This window comes from Cryptosporangium japonicum (assembly GCF_039524755.1).
GTDB classification, from domain to species: Bacteria; Actinomycetota; Actinomycetes; order Mycobacteriales; family Cryptosporangiaceae; genus Cryptosporangium; species Cryptosporangium japonicum.
In genome coordinates this window covers 136,850-155,662 of record NZ_BAAAGX010000046.1, presented here as the reverse complement: position 1 = coordinate 155,662, position 18,813 = coordinate 136,850, and the positions used below count along the sequence as shown (strand labels likewise).

The window sequence follows — 18,813 nt, the reverse complement described above, 5'->3', positions numbered from 1 at the left end:
GCCAGCGCGATGGGGCAGATCCGCAGCGCGATCCGGGCGCTGGCCGGGGCCGGCCTGGGGCCCTCGGCGCTGCTCAGCCAGCTCGACAAGTTCGTCGGTCAGTTCGACGCCGGCCGGATGGCGACGCTGGTGTACCTGGAGCTGAACCCGCGCACCGGGCACGTCCGCTACGCCTGCGCCGGGCACTTCCCGCCGCTGATCATCCAGGGCGACGAGGAGGCGCGGTACCTCTGGGACGGCCGGTCGACTCCGCTCGACGCGTACTCCGGGCAGCCGGGCCGGTCGGAGGCGGAGATCCGGCTGCTGCCGGGGGCCCGCCTGCTGCTCTACACCGACGGGCTGGTCGAGCGGCGTGGCCGGTTGATCTGGCGGGGTCTGGAACTGCTCCGGGAGGAGATGCAGCGCCACCGCACCGCGTCGGCCACCGCGATCGTGCACGGTATCGCCGACGCGATGCTGCGTGACGAAGCCGGCCGCGACGACGTCTGCCTGCTGGCCGTGTCGCTGGCCGAGTCGACGCCGTTCGAGGAGCGGATCCCGGCCGATCTGGCCGAGCTCACCGGTGTGCGCAACCGGCTGCGGGCCTGGCTCACGGGTTCCGACGTCGACCGGCACGACGGGTTCGCGATCGTGCTGGCCTGCTCGGAGGCGATCGGCAACGCGATCGAGCACGGTTACCGCACCCCGGACGCGGCGGCCACCGGAACGGTCACGATTTCGGCGTCGATCGTGGATGAGCGCGTCGACGTGACGATCGGTGACGGCGGTCTGTGGCAGCCTCGGGAGACGCCACCGGATCGCGGGCGGGGGCTCATGCTGATGAATCGTCTGATGGACGAGGTGACGGTCGACCGGGCGACGACCGGAACCACCGTGACGATGTCACGTCGGGTGAGGTGGGTGGGGCCGTGACGGGAGACGAGGTACTGGAGGGCCGGAGCGCACCACCGGCCGCGGCGACCGTGTCGTTCCAGGAGCTGACCGAGGACGAACCTCCCGGGGCGCTGGTGTCGTTCGTCGGGGAGATCGACCTCGGCACCGCGCCGGCGCTGGGCGAGACCGTCCTGCGCCGCACCATCGAGCTGCCCGCGGTCGTGCTCGACCTCTCCGCGGTGACGTTCCTCGACAGCGCCGGGGTGCGGCTCCTGGACAGCCTGGTCGGCGCCTACGAGAGCCGGGGGAGCACGATCCGGCTGGTGGCGCCCGAACACGGCGTCGCCCGGTTCACGCTGACGCTCTGCGCGTTCCGCTCCGACCTGGTCGAGACGTCGGTCGACCGGGCCCGCTCCGCGCTGCTCAGTTGACCGGTAGCGGCGTGGGTGCGCCGCCGGGCGTCGGGCCGCCCTGAACCAGGCTCGTGGTGCGCGCGGAACGCGTCTCCTGCCACTCGGGGAGCCGGTCCTCGTTGACCGCGGCGAACAGGTCGGCCGCGGCCTTCTCGTCCACCGCCACCGCGGTGCCGTACGGGGTCCAGAGCGAGTCGCTGGTGTGCGGCAGCGTCGCGAACGTCATGTTCTCCGGACGCAGGTGCCGCAGCGCGAGCGCCAGCGCCTGCACGTCCATGTTGTCGTCGACGGTGATCGAGTTCGTGGCGGCGCGGAGGAACGCGTCGAAACGCAGCGGGTTGGTGAGCGTGCCGCGGCTCACCGCCCGGCTCAGCAGCGACTGGAGCACCAGCTGCTGGTTGTGGATCCGGCCGAAGTCGCTGCCGGGGACGTTGTAGCGCTGGCGCATGAAGTCCAGCGCGGAGTCGCCGCCCATGTGGTTGCAGCCGGCTTTCCACACCCGCTGGGTGTGGATCGAACGCACGGTGTACGTGGTGCACACCCGGACACCGCCGACCGCGTTCACCATCGTGCGGACGCCGTTGAAGTCGATGACGACCGCGCCGTCGAGCGGCAGGCCGGTGAGTTCGTAGACGGCCTTGGCCGCGAGCGGGGCGCCGCCGAACGAGAACGCGGAGTTGATCTTGTTCTTGCCGCCCTGCCAGGCACCGCCCGCGGGCACCTGCACGTAGCTGTCACGCGGGATCGAGATCACGTACGCGCTCTGCAGATCCGCGGTGACGTGGATGACCATGATCGTGTCCGACCGTTCGCCGACGGTGTCGGCCTGCACGGTCGGGTCGGCGGTGCGGGTGTCGGAACCGAGCACGAGGAAGTTCAGCGGACCGACGATGCCGCTCTCCGCCGGGTCGGACGTCGCGCCGGTGTCGTCGGTGCGTGCGGTCATCGGGACGTCGCCGAGCAGGTCGGCGCGCTTGATGTTCTTCTCGTAGCGCTCGCTGATCGCCCAGCCGGCGCCGATCGTGCCGACCGAGACGAGGAGGAGGGCGACACCAACGATCAGGCCCACCGTGGTCCACGGTGTGCTGCTCCTCCGGCCCACGCCCACTCGGCTACGCCCCTTGCCGTTCACCCGGATACAGCCGCCGATGAAACTGTCGGCGCACGACACGACAAATTTAGGACTACCCCGCCACCGGGTCGGTAATCACCGTTTGCCCGGCGTCTGCCAGCGGGTTCGTGTCACGCGGCGCCGTTCGTCGATGGCGTGATTAATTGCGGCGGAATTGTGCCCGGGAAATAGCCCACTCAATTAGCTGTAATCGGCGTTAATTGCCGGTCGGGTCTCCGTGCGCGCTCGGGTGCGCCACGCTCCGCTCGCGGGTCGGACCAGCGGGCCCCGCCGGAACGGATGAGTTGGGCGGGACGCCGCGAATGGTGCGATCTCGCTAGGCTCAAATTCGATGCATAAGCGGCAAAACGTTACAGCGGTCAGCGGAAATCACTTGTCGAAGCGCGAATTCTCGGTAATCGACGCGGATACCGGTGTGAAATCCATCACCGAGGGCTACTCGTACCAACCCGGTCTGGACGGCATTCGCGCGCTGGCGGTGCTCGCGGTGCTCGTTTACCACCTCGGCGCCGGCTGGCTCCCCGGCGGGTTCCTCGGCGTCGACGTGTTCTTCGCGCTATCGGGGTTCCTGATCACGACGTTGGTGCTCACCCGGGCCGGCGCGGACGGCCGCGTCGACCTGGTGGGCTTCCTGACCCGGCGGGCCCGGCGTCTGCTGCCGGCGGCGCTGGTGATGGTGGCCGTGGTGGCGGTCGTCGGCGCGGTCACGATGACGCCCGACCGGCTCGGGCCGTTGCGTCTGGACGGCGTGTGGACCGTGCTGCAGGCGGCGAACTGGCGCTTCGTGGTGTCGGGGCAGTCGTACGTCGACGCGTTCGCTCCGCCGTCACCGCTGCGTCACGCGTGGTCGTTGGCGGTCGAGGAGCAGTTCTACCTGGTCTGGCCGGTCGTGCTCGCGGTGTTCGTGCGTCGGCGTCGGGCTCTGCTCGGGGTCGCGCTGGTGGTGGCGTGCGCGTCCGCGGTGTGGATGGGGTTCTCGTACGCGCCGGACCCGTCGCGGGCGTACTACGGCACCGACACGCGGGTGCACGCGTTGCTCGTCGGCGCCGGGCTGGCGATCGTCCTGCTCGGCCCGGGCCGGAACCGGTGGGTGCGGCTGCTCGGACGGCTGGCGCTCCCGGCCCTGATCGTGCTCGCCGTGGCGTTCGCGCTGGTGAGCGACTCGTCGCCGGTGTACTACCGTGGCGCCGGGTTCGGCCTGGCGCTGGTCGCGACCGTACTGGTGGGAGCGGTCGCGGTCGCGCCGGACGGGTTCGTCGGCCGGCTCCTCCGGGCGGCGCCGCTGCCCTGGCTGGGGCGGCGCTCGTACTCGCTCTACCTCTGGCACTGGCCGGTCTTCTGCTGGCTGGAACCGCGGTCCGGCGCGGTGGGCGTCGCCGCGAAGCTCGCGCTCACCGCCGTCCTCGCGCTCGCGTCCTATCACCTGGTCGAGCTCCCGCTCCGTCGCGGCCCGCGGACGAACGGGCGATTCACCCTGCTCGCGTCCGGCGCGGTCGCCGCCGTGCTCACCGTCGTCGTCGTGGCCACGATGGGCGCGACGCCGCCGCTGGTGGGTGAGCCGGCTGAGCCCGGCGCCGAGCCCCGGCTGCTCGCGGCCGGGTCGTCGCCGTCGGCGATCCGGCTGGCGACGGCCGGTGACTCGGTCGCCAAGAGCCTGGCCCCGGGCCTGCGCCGGGTCGCCGACTCCCACGGCTGGGGTTACGCCGACAGCGCGGTCAGTTCCTGCTCGGTCGCCGGGCTGCTGATGGTGGAGCCGGACGGTTCGCCCTACCGCGCGGGACGGCGGTGCCCCGAGGTGGTGGCCCCGATGCAGCGCGCGCTCGTCGCGAACTTCGACCCGACGCTGGTCCTGGTGCATTCGCGGTGGGAGAACCAGCCGGTGCGCCGCCCCGACGGGGTGGTCGTCCGGCCGAGGTCGGCGGCCCACCTCGCGTACGTCCGGAGTCAGCTCGTCGCCGCGCTGGCGCGGTTGACCGCCGGCCGGGCCCACGTCGTGCTGATCGAGCCGATCCCGTCGGCCGAGTCGCTCTGCCGGCGGCTCGGCAATTCACCCGAGGCCTGCCGCGACCAGCTGCGCGACCCCGGGGAAGAGCAGTACAACGCGCTGCGCCGGTCGATGGCCACCGTGTTCCCCGGCCGGGTCACGGTCATCTCGGTCGCCGACCTGGTCTGCCCCGGCGGGGTCTGCACCGACGACGTCGGCGGACGCCGGCCCCGCCCCGACGGCCTGCACTTCTCCCCGTCCGGCGCCGCCTGGCTGGCCCCGCTGATCCTGCACCGCGCCGTGGACGCCGGAGCCCTCGGCTGACCCGGCTCCATCACCAGGTGGAGATGTGAGCGGAGTCGCGTCCGGTGGTGTGGGTGGGGCCCGATCGGACTGATACCGTTTCGGCTGCGAGGGGGAGTAGCTCCCAATGTCGCGGTCGACATACTGAAGCGCTGGCGCTTCCGGCCGCGCGGCCTTCACGGGCGAGCGAGACCTTCGACTCAGGCGTTGTGTACGCCGGGTCGAGGTCGTGCACCCCGATCCGGCTGAAGACCGGAAGGTGTCTCGTGACTGGATTCCTAGTGGCCACGGCCGTGAGCTTCGGCGTCATCTTCGTCGCCGAACTCGGCGACAAGTCGCAGCTCATGGCGTTGACGTTCGCCACGAAGTTCCGTGCCCTGCCGGTGCTCATCGGCATCACGATCGCCACCGCGATCGTCCACGCGGTGTCGGTCGCGGTCGGTTACGGGCTCGGCGCGACGCTGCCGACCGGCTGGATCGCGCTGGTCGCGGCGATCGCGTTCCTCATCTTCGGCGCGTGGACGCTCCGCGGCGACACCCTCACCGACGAGGAGCGCTCGAAGGCCGAGAAGACCACCAAGTCGGCGATCGTCGCCGCCTCGGTCGCGTTCTTCCTGGCCGAGCTGGGCGACAAGACGATGCTCGCCACGATCACGCTGGCCACCCAGTACGGCTGGTTCGGCACCTGGCTCGGCTCCACCGTCGGCATGGTGGCCGCCGACGCGCTCGCGATCCTCGTCGGGCGCAAGCTCGGTAAGCACCTGCCGGAGAAGGTCATCAAGTACGGCGCCGCCGCGCTGTTCTTCGTCTTCGGCGTCTGGCTCCTGATCGACGCGATCGCCCAGCTGACCTGACCGGTCCGGCGGTCAGCCGGTGAGGCCGGGTTCCAGGGAGGCGCTGCCGTTCCAGGACGCCGCGCGGATGTCCTTCGTCGCCTGTTTGCGGACCCGGCCACCGAGCCGTTCCACGTAGAGCACGCCGTCGAGGTGGTCGACCTCGTGCTGGAAGCACCGGGCGAGATACCCCTCGCCGACCACGTCGACGTCGGCGCCGTCCACGTCGACGCCGGTCACCCGCACCCGCGACGCGCGTGGCGTCGGGTAGCGCAGGCCGGGGATCGACAGGCAGCCCTCCCGGTCCTCCTCGAGCTCGGTGGAGAGCCGCTCGAGCACCGGGTTGACGACGTGCCCGCGCTTGCCCGGACCGCAGTCGTACGTGAACACCCGCAGGCCGACCCCGACCTGCGGCCCGGCCAGGCCGGCGCCCGGCGCGGCCTTCATCGACGCTGTCATCTGCTCGATCAGCTCGGCCAGGCCGGCGTCGAACACGGTGACCGGCGCGGCCGGGCGGTGGAGCACCGGCTGACCGGTGATCACGATCGGCAGCAACCCGCTGGGGCCACGCTCGGGCAGCACGACGGTCATGAGGGCTTCTCCGGTGGGTCGGTGGGGGACAGGAGCGGGAACACCCGCGAGACCAGCGCGACCGGGCGGGCGTCGGCCGGCCGGGCGTCCGGGTTCTCGCGGTGGGCGTAGCGGCCGGCGACGGCCCGGACCGCGGCCGCGACCTCGGCCATCTCGGCGGGGGTCAGCCAGAGCACGTGGCTGGCGGCCTCGTCGGCGTGCCAGCGGGGATCGACGGCGTCCCGACCGGCGATCCACCGGCGGTAACCCTCGTCCTCCAGCTCGCGCAGCAGCGGGGTCAACTCGGGCTCGGCGGTGGTCAGCCGCCAGGGCCGGCGACGGCCGGAACCGCTGCCCGGCAGCACCGGCGCCTCCTCGACGAGACCGGCCCGGGCGAGCTGGCGCAGGTGGAAGGAGCACGACCCGGAGCTCTCGCCCAGCTCACGGGCGGCCTGGTTGGCCGTGACCGGCCCGTTCGCGAGCAGCCCGAGCAGCGCCTCACGGATCGGATGGTCCTCCACGCTTTGCAAAGTACCAGCTTTGCAAAGTCACGCGCCCACCAGCACGCGCACGATCGCCAACGCCGTCTCCACCTCGGGCGCTCCGCGGCCGAGCAGGTGCGCGTACATGTGGAAGTCGCAGACCCGCACGATCGCGACCGCGAGCGCGGGCACCGGGAGCGCGAGCGTGAGCCGCCCGGTGGCGCACTCCCGCGTCAGGAGCTCCTCGACCAGCGCCGCCGCCCGGTCCTCGATCGCGCCGGGTGTCGTCGCCAGGCGGATGAACACCATCGGCTCGCGCTGGGTCAGTGCCTTGAGGCCGGGCGCGGCGAGCACGGCACGCATGAACCGCGCGATCACGTCGACCACGTACTCCGGACCGCCGGCCCCGTCGGCCGACCGGGCGGCCCGCTCGGCGACCCGGAACGTGCGCTCGGTGGCCTCGGCCAGCACGACGCCGAGCAGCTCCTCGCGGTTGCCGACCCAGCGGTAGAGGGTGGCCCGCCCGATGCCGAGCTGGTGCGCGAGCGCCGACATGTCCACCGGTTCGCCGTCGAGATACGCCCGGCTGGCGAGTGCGACGGCATCCGCGGGCCCCTTGGCCTGGAGCACGGGCGCGGATCGCTCGGCCACTCGTTCTCCCCGGTCGGTCGGCTCTGCCCGGGCCATCGTAGTGGGTGCGTTACACCGGCGGATCGGACTTCCGGTTGGCTCAAGCCGCCCTGACCGGCGCCGATGGGCTGGGTTGACGCGGAACCCGACGAGCCCGAGGAGCGACGTGAACGCCCGCGAGGTGATCCGAGGCTGGTCGCTCCTGCACCGCGTCCGCGGCGTCTTCCTGCTCTACGCCGTGTTCTGCGCGCTCGGGCCGCTGGCGCAGGTCACCGGCTCGAACCTGCTGGCGCCGGCGCAGCGGGCGCTGTTCGACGTCGCCCTGGTGGTGCTCGTCGTCTGGTGGGTGCTCCGCTGGCGGGCCGGCCGGTTCCCCCGCCTGGTCGAGCCCCTCGAATGGGTGGTCGTCGGTGCGTCGATCGCCTGCAGCGCCGACAACGACGCCGCGGTCAACCTGATCTTCGGCGCGATCTGCTTCCGCGCGTTCTACGGCAACAAGTGGGACCTGCTCCTGCGCGTCGGGTACGTGGAGACCGCGCTCCTGCTCGCTCCGCTGGTGCGGCGCGAGTTCACCCCGGACTTCCAGGGCCCTGCTCCCGCGCTCGGCGGAGCCATCGCCGTGCTGTCGCTCCTGATGTTCGTGCTGAAGAACGCGCTCGAGCAGCACGAGCGGATGGTCGCCCGGGAACGGATCCTGGCCCAGGGCGCCGCGGCGGTCGTGGCGGCGACCGACCGCTCGTCGATCTACCGGATCGCGACGCGCACCGCGCTCGGTCTGGCCGGCGACGGGGACGGCATCCGCACCACGCTCTCGCGTGGCGACGGCTGGACCACCCGGATCCGGGCCGCGGACGGCGACGGCGTCGAGGGCCTGGTGGGGCTCGAGGTGCACTACGACCGGATGCCGCCCGCGCTGCTCGAGCTCTTCCGCGAGGGCCGGCCGATCTACCTCGAGGGCGACGAGTGCTCACAACTGAACGGCATGGCCAGCGCGGACGTCCGGCAGGGCGGCGTGTTCCTGGTCCCGCTGCGCACCGCGGGCAAGTGGCTCGGCGCGATGTCGATCGGCGCCGACGGTCCGCTGCGTGCGGAGATCCGGGCCAGCATGGTCACCTGGGCCACCCAGGTGGCGTCCTCACTGGAGACGCTCCGGCTCAACGAGGAGCTCACCCGGCAGGCGTTCCACGACTCGCTCACCGGCCTGCCGAACCGCGCGCTCGTGCACGACCGGCTGCGGATGGCGCTCAACACCCGGTCGAAGGCCCGGCTGGTCGCGTTCATGCTCCTCGACTTGGACGGGTTCAAGCAGGTCAACGACGTGTACGGACACCAGGCCGGTGACGAGCTGCTGCGCGAGGTGGCGAACCGGCTGGTCGGCTGCGTGCGTCAGAGCGACACGGTCGGCCGGCTCGGCGGCGACGAGTTCGCGGTGATCCTGCCCGGCGTGCACGACCACACCGAGGGGCTCAAGATCGCCGACCGGCTGGTCGAGTCGATCCGGACGCCGATCACCGCGGACGGCCACCCGGTCGTCGTCGGCGCGAGCATCGGGGTCGCGTTCGCCGAGCACGGCAGCGGCGGTGATCTCGACGAGTTGATGCGCGCGGCCGACGCGGCGATGTACCGGGTGAAGGCCACCGGCCACGGTGGTTACTCGGTGGCCGACACCCCGGCGTTCACGGCGTGACGACGTCCCAGAGCGCCGGCGCGGACTCGGGTTCCCAGCCGCGGACCGAGCGGTGCGGCTGCGAGCACCGGTAGGTGACGTCGTCGTGGACGACCTGGTCGCCCACCTGGTAGTCGACTCCGACGACCCACTCCCTGGTCGCGGTGGCCGCGCTCGGGGCGGTGTTGGCCGCGTTCGTGGTGGCGCCGCCGGTGGGGGCGCCGAACATCACGTCCGAGCAGGCGTAGAGCGCCGCGTCGCTGTCGCGGTCCTCCCAGATCGTGTAGACCAGATGCCGCCCGGACCGCTCCGGCAGCGTGACCGGCACCCGGTAGTAGTTGTCGGCCCCGGATTTACCGGTCACCTCGGCGAGCGGCTTCTTCTCGAGGCTGTTCCAGGTGAGCGGCGCGGTGGGGTCGTAACCGGCCTTGGTGAGGTAGAAGCGCAGGACACCGTCGTGTTCGCCGTCCATGCGGTAGACGAACGTCTCCTTGCCGCGGCTCTTGAGCGTGGTCACCGGCCAGTCGTCGCGGGCCAGGTCGAGGCCGCGGTACCGCTCGCGGCCCGCACTGCACAACCGGGTGTCGGGGATGACCTCGTGGTGCCGGTCGCCGACGTCGGCGACGCCGATGTCGGTGCCGTCGCCGAGGCCGACCGCCGGTTCGTCGCCGTTGGCCGGGCGTACCTTCGCCGCGGCCCGGCACGCGGTGAAGGCCTCGGAGAACCGGTTGCCCGGCCGGCACGTGTAACCGCGGCTCGACGGCGTGGTCGTCGTGCCCGCCGCGTCCTCGCCCGACGGCCAGATCACCAGCAGCGAGCTGACGACGACGACCGCGACGGACGCCACCGCACCGGCCGCGATCAGGTGCAGCCGGGTGGGGCGGAACCGCGGTGACGGCGGTTCCTCGGGCGGCGGGGGTGCGTCGGCGTGGTGCCGGCCGGGCCCGACCACGGGTGCGGGCGCCGGCGGCGGCGGTGTCGCTACCGCGGCCGCGCGGGCGATCAGTTTCGTGAGGTCGCTGGTGAGCTCGGTGGGGCCCCTCGCCGCCCTGCGGTGCGAACCGCGGGCGGACGGCTGGATCGAACTCGTCGACCTCGCTCGCCCGTCCATGGACTCCCGTCCCACCCCACCCAACCGTCGCGGCTGATGCTAGTGCACCGGAACGCTCCCGCGTCGCGTGTCTGATCCCTGCTCACCGGCGTTGCCAACCACTGCACTTGGGTTGACGTGTGCGGCGCGCCACCAGTTCACCGACGCGCCCGGGCGTTTGCCGGATCCGGGACGGGAAAGGCTGAAACGAGCGGCACAGAGGAGTGATGACGTGACGGAAACAGTGGTGCGCGAGATCGAGCGGAAGTACGAGCTGCCGGAGGGCGTGGCGCTGCCACCCCTCGACGACCTGCCCGGGGTCGAGGTGGACGTGGCGGCCGACGTCTTCGACCTCGAGGCGGTCTACTTCGACACCTCCGACCTGCGGCTGGCGACCCACCGGATCACGCTGCGGCGGCGGACCGGCGGCGACGACGCGGGCTGGCACCTCAAGTTGCCGGCCGGCCCGGACGGGCGGGACGAGATCCGCTGGCCGCTCGGCCGGGCGAGCCGGACCGTGCCGGCCGAGCTCAAGTCACTCGTCACCGCGTACACGCGGGGCGCCGCGCTGGCACCGGTGGCCCGGATCAAGACCACCAGGACCCGCCGCCGGCTGCGCGACACCGGCGGGGCGGTGCTGGCCGAGGTGGTCGCCGACGAGGTGGCCGGCCAGACGCTCGGCCAGGAGTCGACGGTCTCGTCGTGGTCGGAGCTCGAGGTCGAGCTGGCCGGTGGCCGGGCCGAGCTGCTGGACACGGTGGAGAAGCGGCTGCGGGCCGCCGGGGTGCGCCGCTCGGCGAGCGGATCCAAGCTCGCCCGGGTGCTGGCCGACCGGTTGCCCGACGCGCGATCGCGGCGCTCCGCGCGTCGCAAGAAGAAGTCGGTGGGTGTCGTGGTCGTCGACCACCTGCGTGAGCAGGTCGCGACGATTCTCGAGTACGACCCACGCGTGCGTCGGGACGAGCCGGACTCCGTGCACAAGATGCGGGTGGCCACCCGACGCCTGCGGTCGGCGCTGCGGACGTTCAAGTCGGTGGTGGACCGTGACGCCACCCGCGCGGTGGGCGACGAGCTGAAGTGGCTGGCCGGCGTGCTCGGCGGGGCGCGTGACCTGGAGGTGCTGCGCGAGAGCCTGGACCGCAAGATCGACGCGACGCCCGACGAGCTGGTCGTGGGCCCGGTGCGGGCGCGGGTCACCGGGCACCTGGCGCACCAGCAGGCGCAGGCCCGCGAGCGCGTGCTCGAGGCGTTGAACAGCAAGCGCTACTTCGCTCTGCTCGACGCCCTGGACGACCTGGCCGAGAACCCGCCGCTGACGCGGGGAGCCGCGGACCCGGCGGCGCGGGCGCTGCCGAACACGTTGCGTCGCAGTCACCGGCGGGTGGCGCGCGAGATCGACGCCGCGGCCACGCTGCCGCCGGGCGAGCAGCGCGACCACCTGCTGCACGAAGCGCGGAAGTCGGCGAAGCGGGCGCGGTACGCGGCCGAGGCGTCCCAGCCGGCGCTGGGCAAGGTCGCGAAGAAGTTCGCCGCGGCGATGGAGGGCGTCCAGGAGGACCTCGGCGCGCACCAGGACAGCGTGGTGGCGCGCCAGGTACTGCGTCAGCTGGGCATGCAGGCGCACCTGGCCGGGGAGAACGGCTTCACGTTCGGGCTGCTGCACCGCGGTGAGCAGGCGCTTGCCGACGCGGTCGAGGAGCGGATCCCCGCGGTGCGCCGGGCCGTCCGCGGCGCCGGTCGGCGGTTGCGGTAAAAAGCCCACGAGGTGGAACCGGGCGGTACTTAGCGGTACCGTCCGAGTTCCGGTCGTCCGGCGTTCAGAAAGGCCCCAGAGATGCGGTCGCGTTTCTTCGCTGTCCTGCTCGCACTCGCCCTGGTGGCCGGGTGCACCAGCGAGTCGGACGACCCACCGGCCGCGAAGTCGGTCGACCTGACCACGAAGGTCGTCAAGACCGACAACGGGACCGTGCGCGGGGCCAACGAGGCGGGTTACCGGTCGTTCCTCGGTATCCCCTACGCGGCGCCGCCGGTCGGCGCGCGGCGGTGGATGCCGCCCGAGCCGGCCGCGAAGTGGAGCGGCGAACGCGCCGCCACCGAGGCCGGCGCCGCGTGCCCCCAGGCGGGCAGCATCGTCAGCGGGGGCGACTCCGGCAACGGCAGCACCACTGAGGACTGTCTGTACCTGAACGTGTACACGCCGACCGACGGCACGGCCCGCCGGACCCTGCCGGAGCAGGCACGCGACGGCAAGCTGCCGGTGATGGTCTGGATCCACGGCGGCAGCTACACCAGCGGCGCCGGGTCGGACTACGGGCCGGGGCGCCTGGTCACCGAGGGCGGCGTGATCGTCGTGACGATCAACTACCGCCTCGGTGCGCTCGGCTTCCTGGGGCTCTCCGAGCTGAGCAAGGAGCAGCCGCTCGGGTCGGGCAACTACGGGCTGCTCGACCAGCAGGCCGCGCTGCGCTGGGTGCAGAAGAACATCGCGAACTTCGGTGGCGACGCGAAGAACGTCACGCTGTTCGGGGAGTCGGCCGGCGGCGGCAGCGTCTGCTCGCAGCTGGTCTCCCCGGAGGCCGACGGGCTGTTCGCGAAGGCGATCGCGGAGAGCGGCTGCGCGCTGCGCGGGCCGGCGCAGTCGGTCGCGGAGACGACTGGGGCGACGTTCGCGGCCAAGCTCGGCTGCTCCGGCGCGGCGGTGCTCACCTGCCTGCGCGGCAAGTCCGTGGCCGAGGTCCGCGCGGCGTCGAACGTCAGCGGCACGAGTCTCACCTACGCTCCGGCGACCGGCGGGCCGGTGCTGCCGACCGACATCGAGACCGCGTTCAGCCGCGGGACGTTCAAGGACGTGCCGCTGCTGCAGGGCACCAACCACGACGAAGGCCGGCTGTTCGTCCTCTCGCTGGGGCTGCAGAACGTCGGACCGGAGCTCTACGCCACCGCGGTGCGCCGGGCGACCGGGAACCTGGCCCCGCGGATCATCGAGCGGTATCCGCTGTCGAAGTACGGCACGCCCGGCGACGCGCTCGGCGCGATCATCACCGACGCCACGTTCTCCTGCCCGGCGCTGCGGACGAACACGTCGGCGGCGAAGCACACCACCGTCTACGCGTACGAGTTCAACGACCCGAACGCGCCGCTGCCGAAGATCGGCACCTACCCGCTCAAGGCCGCGCACGCCGCCGAGCTGCCGTACCTGTTCGACCTGAAGCGCCTCGGCGCGCTGCCCCCGACGGCGCAGAAGCTCAGCAAGGAGATGGTGGCGTACTGGACGAGCTTCGCGATCGACGGCAACCCCAACACCGGTGGGGCGGCGAAGTGGGACAAGTTCGGGCCGGGGATGCAGGCCCTGGTCCCGGAGGGTTCGAAGCCGCTGCCGTCGACGTCGTTCTCGGCCGACCACAACTGCGACTTCTGGGCCCAGCACCCGGAGCTCGCACTGCGCTCCTAGCGGGTGCGCCCACGCGGTTTCAGCGGCGTGGTGGGCAGCTCGGGGGCGTGCAGGGGCGGACCGTCGAAGCCGGTGACGGTGCCGAAGCCCTCGTGCGCCTCCCAGGCGGTGCGGGCGGCCACGATCTCGTCGTGGCCGCGGCCGACGAAGTTCCACCACATCACGATCTGCTCGTCGAACGGCTCACCGCCGAGCAGCAGGCTGCGCCCGGTGCCGGCGAACGTGAGCTCGGTGCGACCGGTGCCGAGATAGACCAGCGCACCGGCGGGCACCGCTCCGCCGTCGACGACCGGGCCGTCCTCGAACGCCAGCACCGCGTACTCGAAGTCGGGACGCAGCTCGAGCGTGCCGGTGCCCCGGATCTCCGCCCCGACCAGCGGCGTGTAGGTGCGCGCCGGCGACGTCGCGCCGGACAACGTTCCCATCAGGACGGTCGCGGTCAGGTCGCCGGTGCGGACGACCGGTAGGTCGGCGTGGTGTTCGAAGGCCGGCGCCGTCCGCGCGTCGCGCTCCGGGAGCGCCACCCACAGCTGGGCGCCGTGCAGCACGGTCGCCGGTGACTCCTCGGAGTGCGAGATGCCGACGCCGGCCGTCATCAGGTTCAGCTGCCCGGGCCGGATCAGCTGCTCGGAGCCGATGCTGTCGCGGTGCAGCACCTCGCCGCGCACCAGCCAGCTGACCGTCTGCAGCCCGGTGTGGGGGTGCGGCGGCACCCGCATCGTGGCTTCCTCGGGCCCGTAGTGGTCGACGAAGCACCACGCGCCGACCATCCGGCGGTGCTTGTGGGGCAGCGTGCGCGACACCGCCATGCCGCGCGGCCCGCCCAGCACGACCTCCCGGCCGATCAGCAGTTCGGAGGCCGGGGCGCCGGCGGCTTCGCCACCGCACGTCGCCTCGGCGGGAGCCGGATCGAGGTTGCTCACGCCGCCGAGCGTACGTCGCGGCGTCGGGTTCGGCGGCCGGGACGCCCGACAGTCGTCGGATGACCGGTGGCCTGCGGGGATGTCACGATTCCGGGGCCGTTGCGTCTCAGCGAGGAGAACCTGCCGTGACCTACGCTTTCGACCCCGAATTAGCCGCGGTGATCCCGATGCTGCCGAACGTCGACGCGCGGAACCTCGACGCCGTGCGGGCGTCGACCGAGTCGATGCTGGCGCTGACCGCGCCGTCCGGCGAGTCGCCGGTCGACGTCCGCGACGTCGAGGTACCCGGCCCGGAGGGCGCGCCGGACATCCGGCTGCGGATCTTCGAGCCGCGCGGGCGCACCGGAGCGCCGGTGCCGGCGATCTACGACATCCACGGCGGCGGGTTCATCCTCGGCTCGATGGACATCGACGACGCCACCAACCGGCGGTTCTGCGAGGAGCTCGGCGTCGTCGTGGTGAGCGTGGAGTACCGGCTCGCGCCGGAGCACCCGTTCCCGGCCGGGCTGGAGGACTGTTACGCCGGTCTGCTCTGGCTGCGGGCCCACACCGACGAACTGGGCGTCGACGCCGACCGGATCGCGGTGCACGGCATCAGCGCCGGTGGCGGGCTGGCCGCGGCGCTCGCGCTGCTGAGCCGCGACCGCGGCGGGCCCGCGCTCGTGTTCCAGTACCTCGGGGTGCCCGAGGTGGACGACCGGCTGGCGACGCGGAGCATGACCGAGTTCGTCGACACGCCGCTCTGGAACCGGCCGAACGCGATCGTGAGCTGGGACTCCTACCTCGGGGCCGGCCGGCGCGGCGGGCCGGACGTGAGCCAGTACGCGGCCCCGGCGCGCGCCACCGACCTGCGTGGCCTGCCGCCGGCCTACGTCTCGGCGATGGAGTTCGACCCGCTGCGCGACGAGAGCGTGGCCTACGCGTTGGCCCTGGTGGCGGCCGGGGTGAGCGTCGAGCTGCACCTGTTCCCGGGCACGTTCCACGGCTCGTCCCTGGTGGAGACGGCCGAGGTGTCCAAGCGCGAGTCCACCGAGGCGCTGGCCGTGCTCCGCAAGGCCCTCCGTCTCTAGTCGGTGGCGAGCTTCCGGGCCCAGAGGGCGAGCTGGGCCCGGAAGCGGTCGCGCGGGTCGTCGAGGTGCCAGCCGAGGGCGTCCTCGACGTGGGCGAGGCGCGCGGCCACCGAGCTGTGGTGCAGGTAGAGGGTGGCGGCGGCCTGACGCAGCGACCCGGTCCGGCAGAACGCCTCCAGCGCGGCGACGTCGAGCGCGCCGCTGTCGGTGCGGGCGTGGGCGTCCAGCGCGCGGACGTCGGGCTGGTCGCGCAGCCGCGCGGTCGGGATGTCGGCCAGCAGGGCCAGCGGGCCGAGCTCGTCGTGGTCGACGACCGCCTCCGCGGGGGCGCAGGCCGCCGACGCGAACCGGAGCGCGAGCCGCGCCTGCTCCCACGAGGTGCCGGCCGCGAGGCCGTCGACGTTCCCGCCGACCCCGACCCGGATCCCGCTGCCGGTGGCCTTCCCGGCCCGGGACTCGGCCACCCGGCTGCTCAGCGCGGCACGCAGGTCGTCGGCGGGGGAGGCGGAGCCGTCGCGGCGCTGGAGGAGCACGGCGGCGACCCCGCCGATGACCGCGACCCGCACCGACCGCACCGGGCGCCCCCGCGCGACGAGCGCCACCGCCTCGGCGCCGGGATCGCGGCCGCGCTCGTCGGTCACCGCGACCACACGCACCGGCCGGTCCGGTTCCAGCCCGAGCAGCCGCAGCGCGCGGGTGCGGTCGGCCGCGGCCTCGCGGTCGGAGAGCACCAGCTCCACCAGCGCCGGGTCGGCCAGGTGGGGCGCACCGGCCCGCGCCGGGGCCACCAGCAGCACCCGCGCGGCGAGCGACGCACGCTCCAGGACGAGTTCGTCCAGCGGCGCCGGGCCGCCCGGCCGTTCCAGCCACAGCCGCCCGCCGCCGAAGTCGATCTCGCCGGACGCCGCTCCGCGCGCGGTGGCCGGTTCGCCGTCGGCGTCGTAGCGCAGCACCGGGCCGTCGGGCCGCTCCAGGCCGCACGGGCACTCGGCCAGGCCGGCGGTGGCACGCACCAGCGCGGCCGGCGTGGCCCGGTGCTCGACCAGCGCGTCGAAGTACGCGATCACCCGCACCGCTGCCTCGGCGTCGGCGTCGAGCGCGGACAACCGCAGCAGCAAGCCCTTCATGACCGGAGGATAGCTACGCGTCGAGCCACCAGGAAGCCGCGACGAGTTCCGCGATCAGCACCTCGACCAGCACCCGGACGTCCGGGTCGTCGTCGCCGCGGTACCGGATCGACCCGGCCGCGCCGTCGACGTCGGCCCCCACCGCGAGCACGGTCGAGCCCCGCTCGCGTACCCACTCCATCGCCTGGTCGTCGTAGCGCGAGCCCGGGAACAGCAGCGCGCGGTAGTCCAGCGTCTTCGTCAGGTACACGTCGACGTGGGCCCAGTCGCCGGTCTCGCAGGCGTCCGCCGGGCGGCGCGGCCCCTCGCGCACCATCAACGCGGACTGGTCGGCCGACGAGATCCGGTCGATCGGCGCGATCGTCCGGACGCCGTCGGGCCCGTCGAGGAGGCCGAGCGCTCCGGGCAGCCACTCGTCGCGGCGATCGAGCAGGTCGGACGTGGCGTCCGCGGCCCGGCGCGTCAGCCCGGCGAGGTCGACGTCGTCGCCGGTGAGGTGGGCCTCCAGAGCACGCAGCTGGATCAGCGTGTGCTGGAACGTCCGGCAGGCGACGCCGCTCTCCTCGACCCCGGCGAGCATCGGCACCACCAGCCCTTCGGTGGCCGCCAGTTTCGAGCCCGGGTCGTTCACGAGAGCGGCGACGAACGCGCGGCCGGCGTAGGCGTCCACCGCGTCGAGGGTCTCGCGGCTGCCGCCGGTGGCCGAGATCGGCACCACGACCGTGCCCTCGCCCGGCGGGTACGTGGCCCCGGCGGAGGCGTACTCGGCGACCGCGTCCACCCCCCGGCGGCGCAGGCGCAGCGCGGCGACCCGGGCGGCGTACCGGGAGCTGCCCATCCCGGTGAACACCACCCGGCGGACCCCGCTCGGCAGGCCGCGCCACGGGTTCGCCCCGCTCAGCGCGTCGGCGAGCGCGCCCAGTGCGGCGGGTTTCCGCTCGAGGTCGGCGAGGAATTTCGCGGCTTGGTCAGTCACTCGGGCTCCTGGGGAACATCGCGCGGAGGGTGGCCATCGGGGCGTAGCGCCAACGGGGGAGGAAACGGGCGGCGTAGATCAGCTCGCGGCACTCCTGCTCGACCTCGAAGGCCGCGAGCAGCCGGTCGTCGAGCGTGTCGCCGGCCGGGGTGGCGCGGTAGGCGGTGAGGAACCCGGCCCGGGCCGCCCGGATCCAGGCCGCGAGCTCGTCGCCGCGGGCGCCCGCGGTGCGCCGGTCGGCGATCCGGCCGACGTGGTCGATGCTGCACAGCATCTGGGCGACGTCACGGGCGACGGGTTCCGGCGTTGCGGCACCCGACCGCGGCACAGTGGGGTTGCCGTCGAAGTCCACCACCGCGTAGCCGTCGCGCCAGCGGAGGACCTGGCCGACGTGCAGGTCACCGTGGATCGGCTGCACCGGGGACGGCGCCTCGACGCGGCGCAGCGCGCCGACGGCCGCGCGCAGCCGGGCGGCGTGCTCGGAGAGCCAGCGCCGGTCCTCGCGGAGGCCGACGGCCGGGTCGGCGGTCGGCCCGTCGTTCGGGGTGTCGGCGGGCAACGGGTCCCCGACGTCCGCGGTCCCGATCGCCGCGACCGCCTCGTCGACGGCCGCCTCCGCCCGTGCGGCCCAGCCCGCGATCTCCGCCGGGCCGGCCTCGCCGCGCGGGGAGGGGAACACCTCCGACGGGGTCGCGAACGCGGTGTGCAGCCCTCCGACCAGCGCCCCCAGCACCCCGCCGACCTCGCGCCCGGCCAGGGCGGCGTCGACGCACCAGCCGTAGCCGTCGGTCGCGTCGGGCAGATAGTCGACGACGAGCGCGAGCAGCACGTCCGCGTCGCCCACCGGGGCCGAGACCGTCGCGTACGGGCGCGCGGTCGCGGCGAAACCGACCGACGCCAGGTGCGTGAGCACCGGCGGGCGCCGCTCCGGCCGGAGCAGCCACTTCACCACCAGGCGCTCGCCGACGACCACCGACACGTTCGTCTGGTCGGCGGTGATCGGACGCTCCCCGGACACCGCGGGAACCGGCGCGAGCCGACGCACGACGAACGGCGCCGGCGCGGGATCACCCGAGGCCAGCGCCGCCACCAACGCGGCCGACGACCCCGGCGACGGGGCGGGCTCCCGCGACAGCCCGACCGCGGCCCAACTCGACACCGCCGCACCCCCGATTTGAATCCGGATTGAAAATTCTGCGTAACTGTCCTGCTCAAGAACCCAGTTGGAGTCTTGTCCAGGCTGACGGTCAGTGCAACACTTCCGAACCATTCAGCCTCGGATGCAAGGGA

The 18,813-nt window shown here is 73.1% G+C and carries 17 protein-coding genes; 8 read left to right on the top strand and 9 right to left on the bottom strand.

Features of this window, described 5'->3' with window-relative positions; all coding sequences use genetic code 11:
• Together ABD437_RS41030 and ABD437_RS41025 are read left to right on the top strand one after the other, a co-directional pair.
• Positions 1–912, top strand: a 912-nt coding sequence (locus ABD437_RS41030) for a SpoIIE family protein phosphatase (protein WP_344654399.1), incomplete at its 5' end; no start/stop codon positions are given.
• On the top strand, positions 909–1,304 hold the full coding sequence (locus ABD437_RS41025) for an STAS domain-containing protein (RefSeq protein ID WP_344654398.1): 396 nt from the start codon (positions 909–911) through the stop codon (positions 1,302–1,304). The genes ABD437_RS41030 and ABD437_RS41025, both read left to right, overlap by 4 nt.
• Here ABD437_RS41025 and ABD437_RS41020 read toward each other — a convergent pair.
• A complete protein-coding gene (locus ABD437_RS41020; protein ID WP_344654397.1) occupies positions 1,297–2,355 on the bottom strand; it encodes an LCP family protein in 1,059 nt (352 codons plus the stop codon). The two genes, ABD437_RS41025 and ABD437_RS41020, sit on opposite strands and share 8 nt — an antisense overlap.
• Positions 2,356–2,833: 478 nt before the next feature.
• On the opposite strand from ABD437_RS41020, the gene ABD437_RS41015 reads away from it, so the two are divergent.
• The gene (locus ABD437_RS41015) at positions 2,834–4,726 is read left to right on the top strand and encodes an acyltransferase family protein (protein ID WP_344654396.1); all 1,893 of its coding nucleotides are present in this window, start codon (positions 2,834–2,836) and stop codon (positions 4,724–4,726) included.
• A gap of 245 nt (positions 4,727–4,971) precedes the next feature.
• Positions 4,972–5,559, top strand: a complete 588-nt coding sequence (locus ABD437_RS41010; RefSeq protein ID WP_344654395.1) for a TMEM165/GDT1 family protein — start codon at positions 4,972–4,974, stop codon at positions 5,557–5,559.
• Between the two features lie 12 nt (positions 5,560–5,571).
• Here ABD437_RS41010 and def read toward each other — a convergent pair whose 3' ends face one another.
• The 3 genes from def to ABD437_RS40995 are packed head-to-tail and all read right to left on the bottom strand — an operon-like array spanning position 5,572 to position 7,241.
• On the bottom strand, positions 5,572–6,129 hold the full coding sequence (def, locus tag ABD437_RS41005; RefSeq protein WP_344654394.1) for a peptide deformylase: 558 nt from the start codon (positions 6,127–6,129) through the stop codon (positions 5,572–5,574).
• Complete coding sequence (locus tag ABD437_RS41000; RefSeq protein WP_344654393.1) at positions 6,126–6,629, bottom strand: winged helix-turn-helix domain-containing protein; 504 nt, start codon at positions 6,627–6,629, stop codon at positions 6,126–6,128. Before ABD437_RS41000 ends, def begins: the two co-directional genes overlap by 4 nt.
• A 27-nt stretch (positions 6,630–6,656) precedes the next feature.
• On the bottom strand, positions 6,657–7,241 hold the full coding sequence (locus ABD437_RS40995) for a QsdR family transcriptional regulator (protein WP_344654392.1): 585 nt from the start codon (positions 7,239–7,241) through the stop codon (positions 6,657–6,659).
• A gap of 145 nt (positions 7,242–7,386) precedes the next feature.
• Between ABD437_RS40995 and ABD437_RS40990 the strand changes: the two genes are divergently transcribed.
• Positions 7,387–8,907: a diguanylate cyclase domain-containing protein gene (locus tag ABD437_RS40990; RefSeq protein WP_344654391.1), complete on the top strand. Its 1,521-nt coding sequence runs from the start codon at positions 7,387–7,389 to the stop codon at positions 8,905–8,907.
• On the opposite strand, the gene ABD437_RS40985 is transcribed toward ABD437_RS40990, so the two are convergent.
• Positions 8,897–9,997 (bottom strand): lytic polysaccharide monooxygenase, encoded by a 1,101-nt coding sequence (locus ABD437_RS40985; protein ID WP_344654390.1) that lies wholly within the window; start codon positions 9,995–9,997, stop codon positions 8,897–8,899. The two genes, ABD437_RS40990 and ABD437_RS40985, sit on opposite strands and share 11 nt — an antisense overlap.
• A 211-nt stretch (positions 9,998–10,208) precedes the next feature.
• On the opposite strand from ABD437_RS40985, the gene ABD437_RS40980 reads away from it, so the two are divergent.
• Together ABD437_RS40980 and ABD437_RS40975 are read left to right on the top strand one after the other, a co-directional pair.
• Positions 10,209–11,729 (top strand): CYTH and CHAD domain-containing protein, encoded by a 1,521-nt coding sequence (locus tag ABD437_RS40980; protein ID WP_344654389.1) that lies wholly within the window; start codon positions 10,209–10,211, stop codon positions 11,727–11,729.
• 81 nt (positions 11,730–11,810) lie between these two features.
• A complete protein-coding gene (locus tag ABD437_RS40975) occupies positions 11,811–13,427 on the top strand; it encodes a carboxylesterase/lipase family protein (RefSeq protein WP_344654388.1) in 1,617 nt (538 codons plus the stop codon).
• On the opposite strand, the gene ABD437_RS40970 is transcribed toward ABD437_RS40975, so the two are convergent.
• Complete coding sequence (locus ABD437_RS40970) at positions 13,424–14,350, bottom strand: pirin family protein (RefSeq protein ID WP_344654387.1); 927 nt, start codon at positions 14,348–14,350, stop codon at positions 13,424–13,426. The genes ABD437_RS40975 and ABD437_RS40970 overlap by 4 nt on opposite strands.
• 125 nt (positions 14,351–14,475) lie before the next feature.
• Between ABD437_RS40970 and ABD437_RS40965 the strand changes: the two genes are divergently transcribed.
• On the top strand, positions 14,476–15,420 hold the full coding sequence (locus tag ABD437_RS40965; RefSeq protein WP_344654386.1) for an alpha/beta hydrolase: 945 nt from the start codon (positions 14,476–14,478) through the stop codon (positions 15,418–15,420).
• Here ABD437_RS40965 and ABD437_RS40960 read toward each other — a convergent pair.
• The 3 genes from ABD437_RS40960 to ABD437_RS40950 are packed head-to-tail and all read right to left on the bottom strand — an operon-like array spanning position 15,417 to position 18,682.
• Positions 15,417–16,547, bottom strand: a complete 1,131-nt coding sequence (locus ABD437_RS40960) for a PucR family transcriptional regulator (RefSeq protein ID WP_344654385.1) — start codon at positions 16,545–16,547, stop codon at positions 15,417–15,419. The genes ABD437_RS40965 and ABD437_RS40960 overlap by 4 nt on opposite strands.
• Positions 16,548–16,560: 13 nt before the next feature.
• A complete protein-coding gene (locus ABD437_RS40955) occupies positions 16,561–17,523 on the bottom strand; it encodes an SIS domain-containing protein (protein ID WP_344654384.1) in 963 nt (320 codons plus the stop codon).
• A complete protein-coding gene (locus ABD437_RS40950; RefSeq protein ID WP_344654383.1) occupies positions 17,516–18,682 on the bottom strand; it encodes a hypothetical protein in 1,167 nt (388 codons plus the stop codon). Before ABD437_RS40950 ends, ABD437_RS40955 begins: the two co-directional genes overlap by 8 nt.
• Positions 18,683–18,813 lie beyond the last annotated feature (131 nt).

Excerpts from the sequence above, each read along its gene's own strand:
- ABD437_RS40960 (WP_344654385.1), bottom strand. The coding sequence starts at position 16,547 with ATGAAGGGCTTGCTGCTGCGGTTGTCCGCGCTCGACGCCGACGCCGAG.
- ABD437_RS40985 (WP_344654390.1), bottom strand. The coding sequence starts at position 9,997 with ATGGACGGGCGAGCGAGGTCGACGAGTTCGATCCAGCCGTCCGCCCGC.
- def (WP_344654394.1), bottom strand. The coding sequence starts at position 6,129 with ATGACCGTCGTGCTGCCCGAGCGTGGCCCCAGCGGGTTGCTGCCGATC.
- ABD437_RS40975 (WP_344654388.1), top strand. The coding sequence starts at position 11,811 with ATGCGGTCGCGTTTCTTCGCTGTCCTGCTCGCACTCGCCCTGGTGGCC.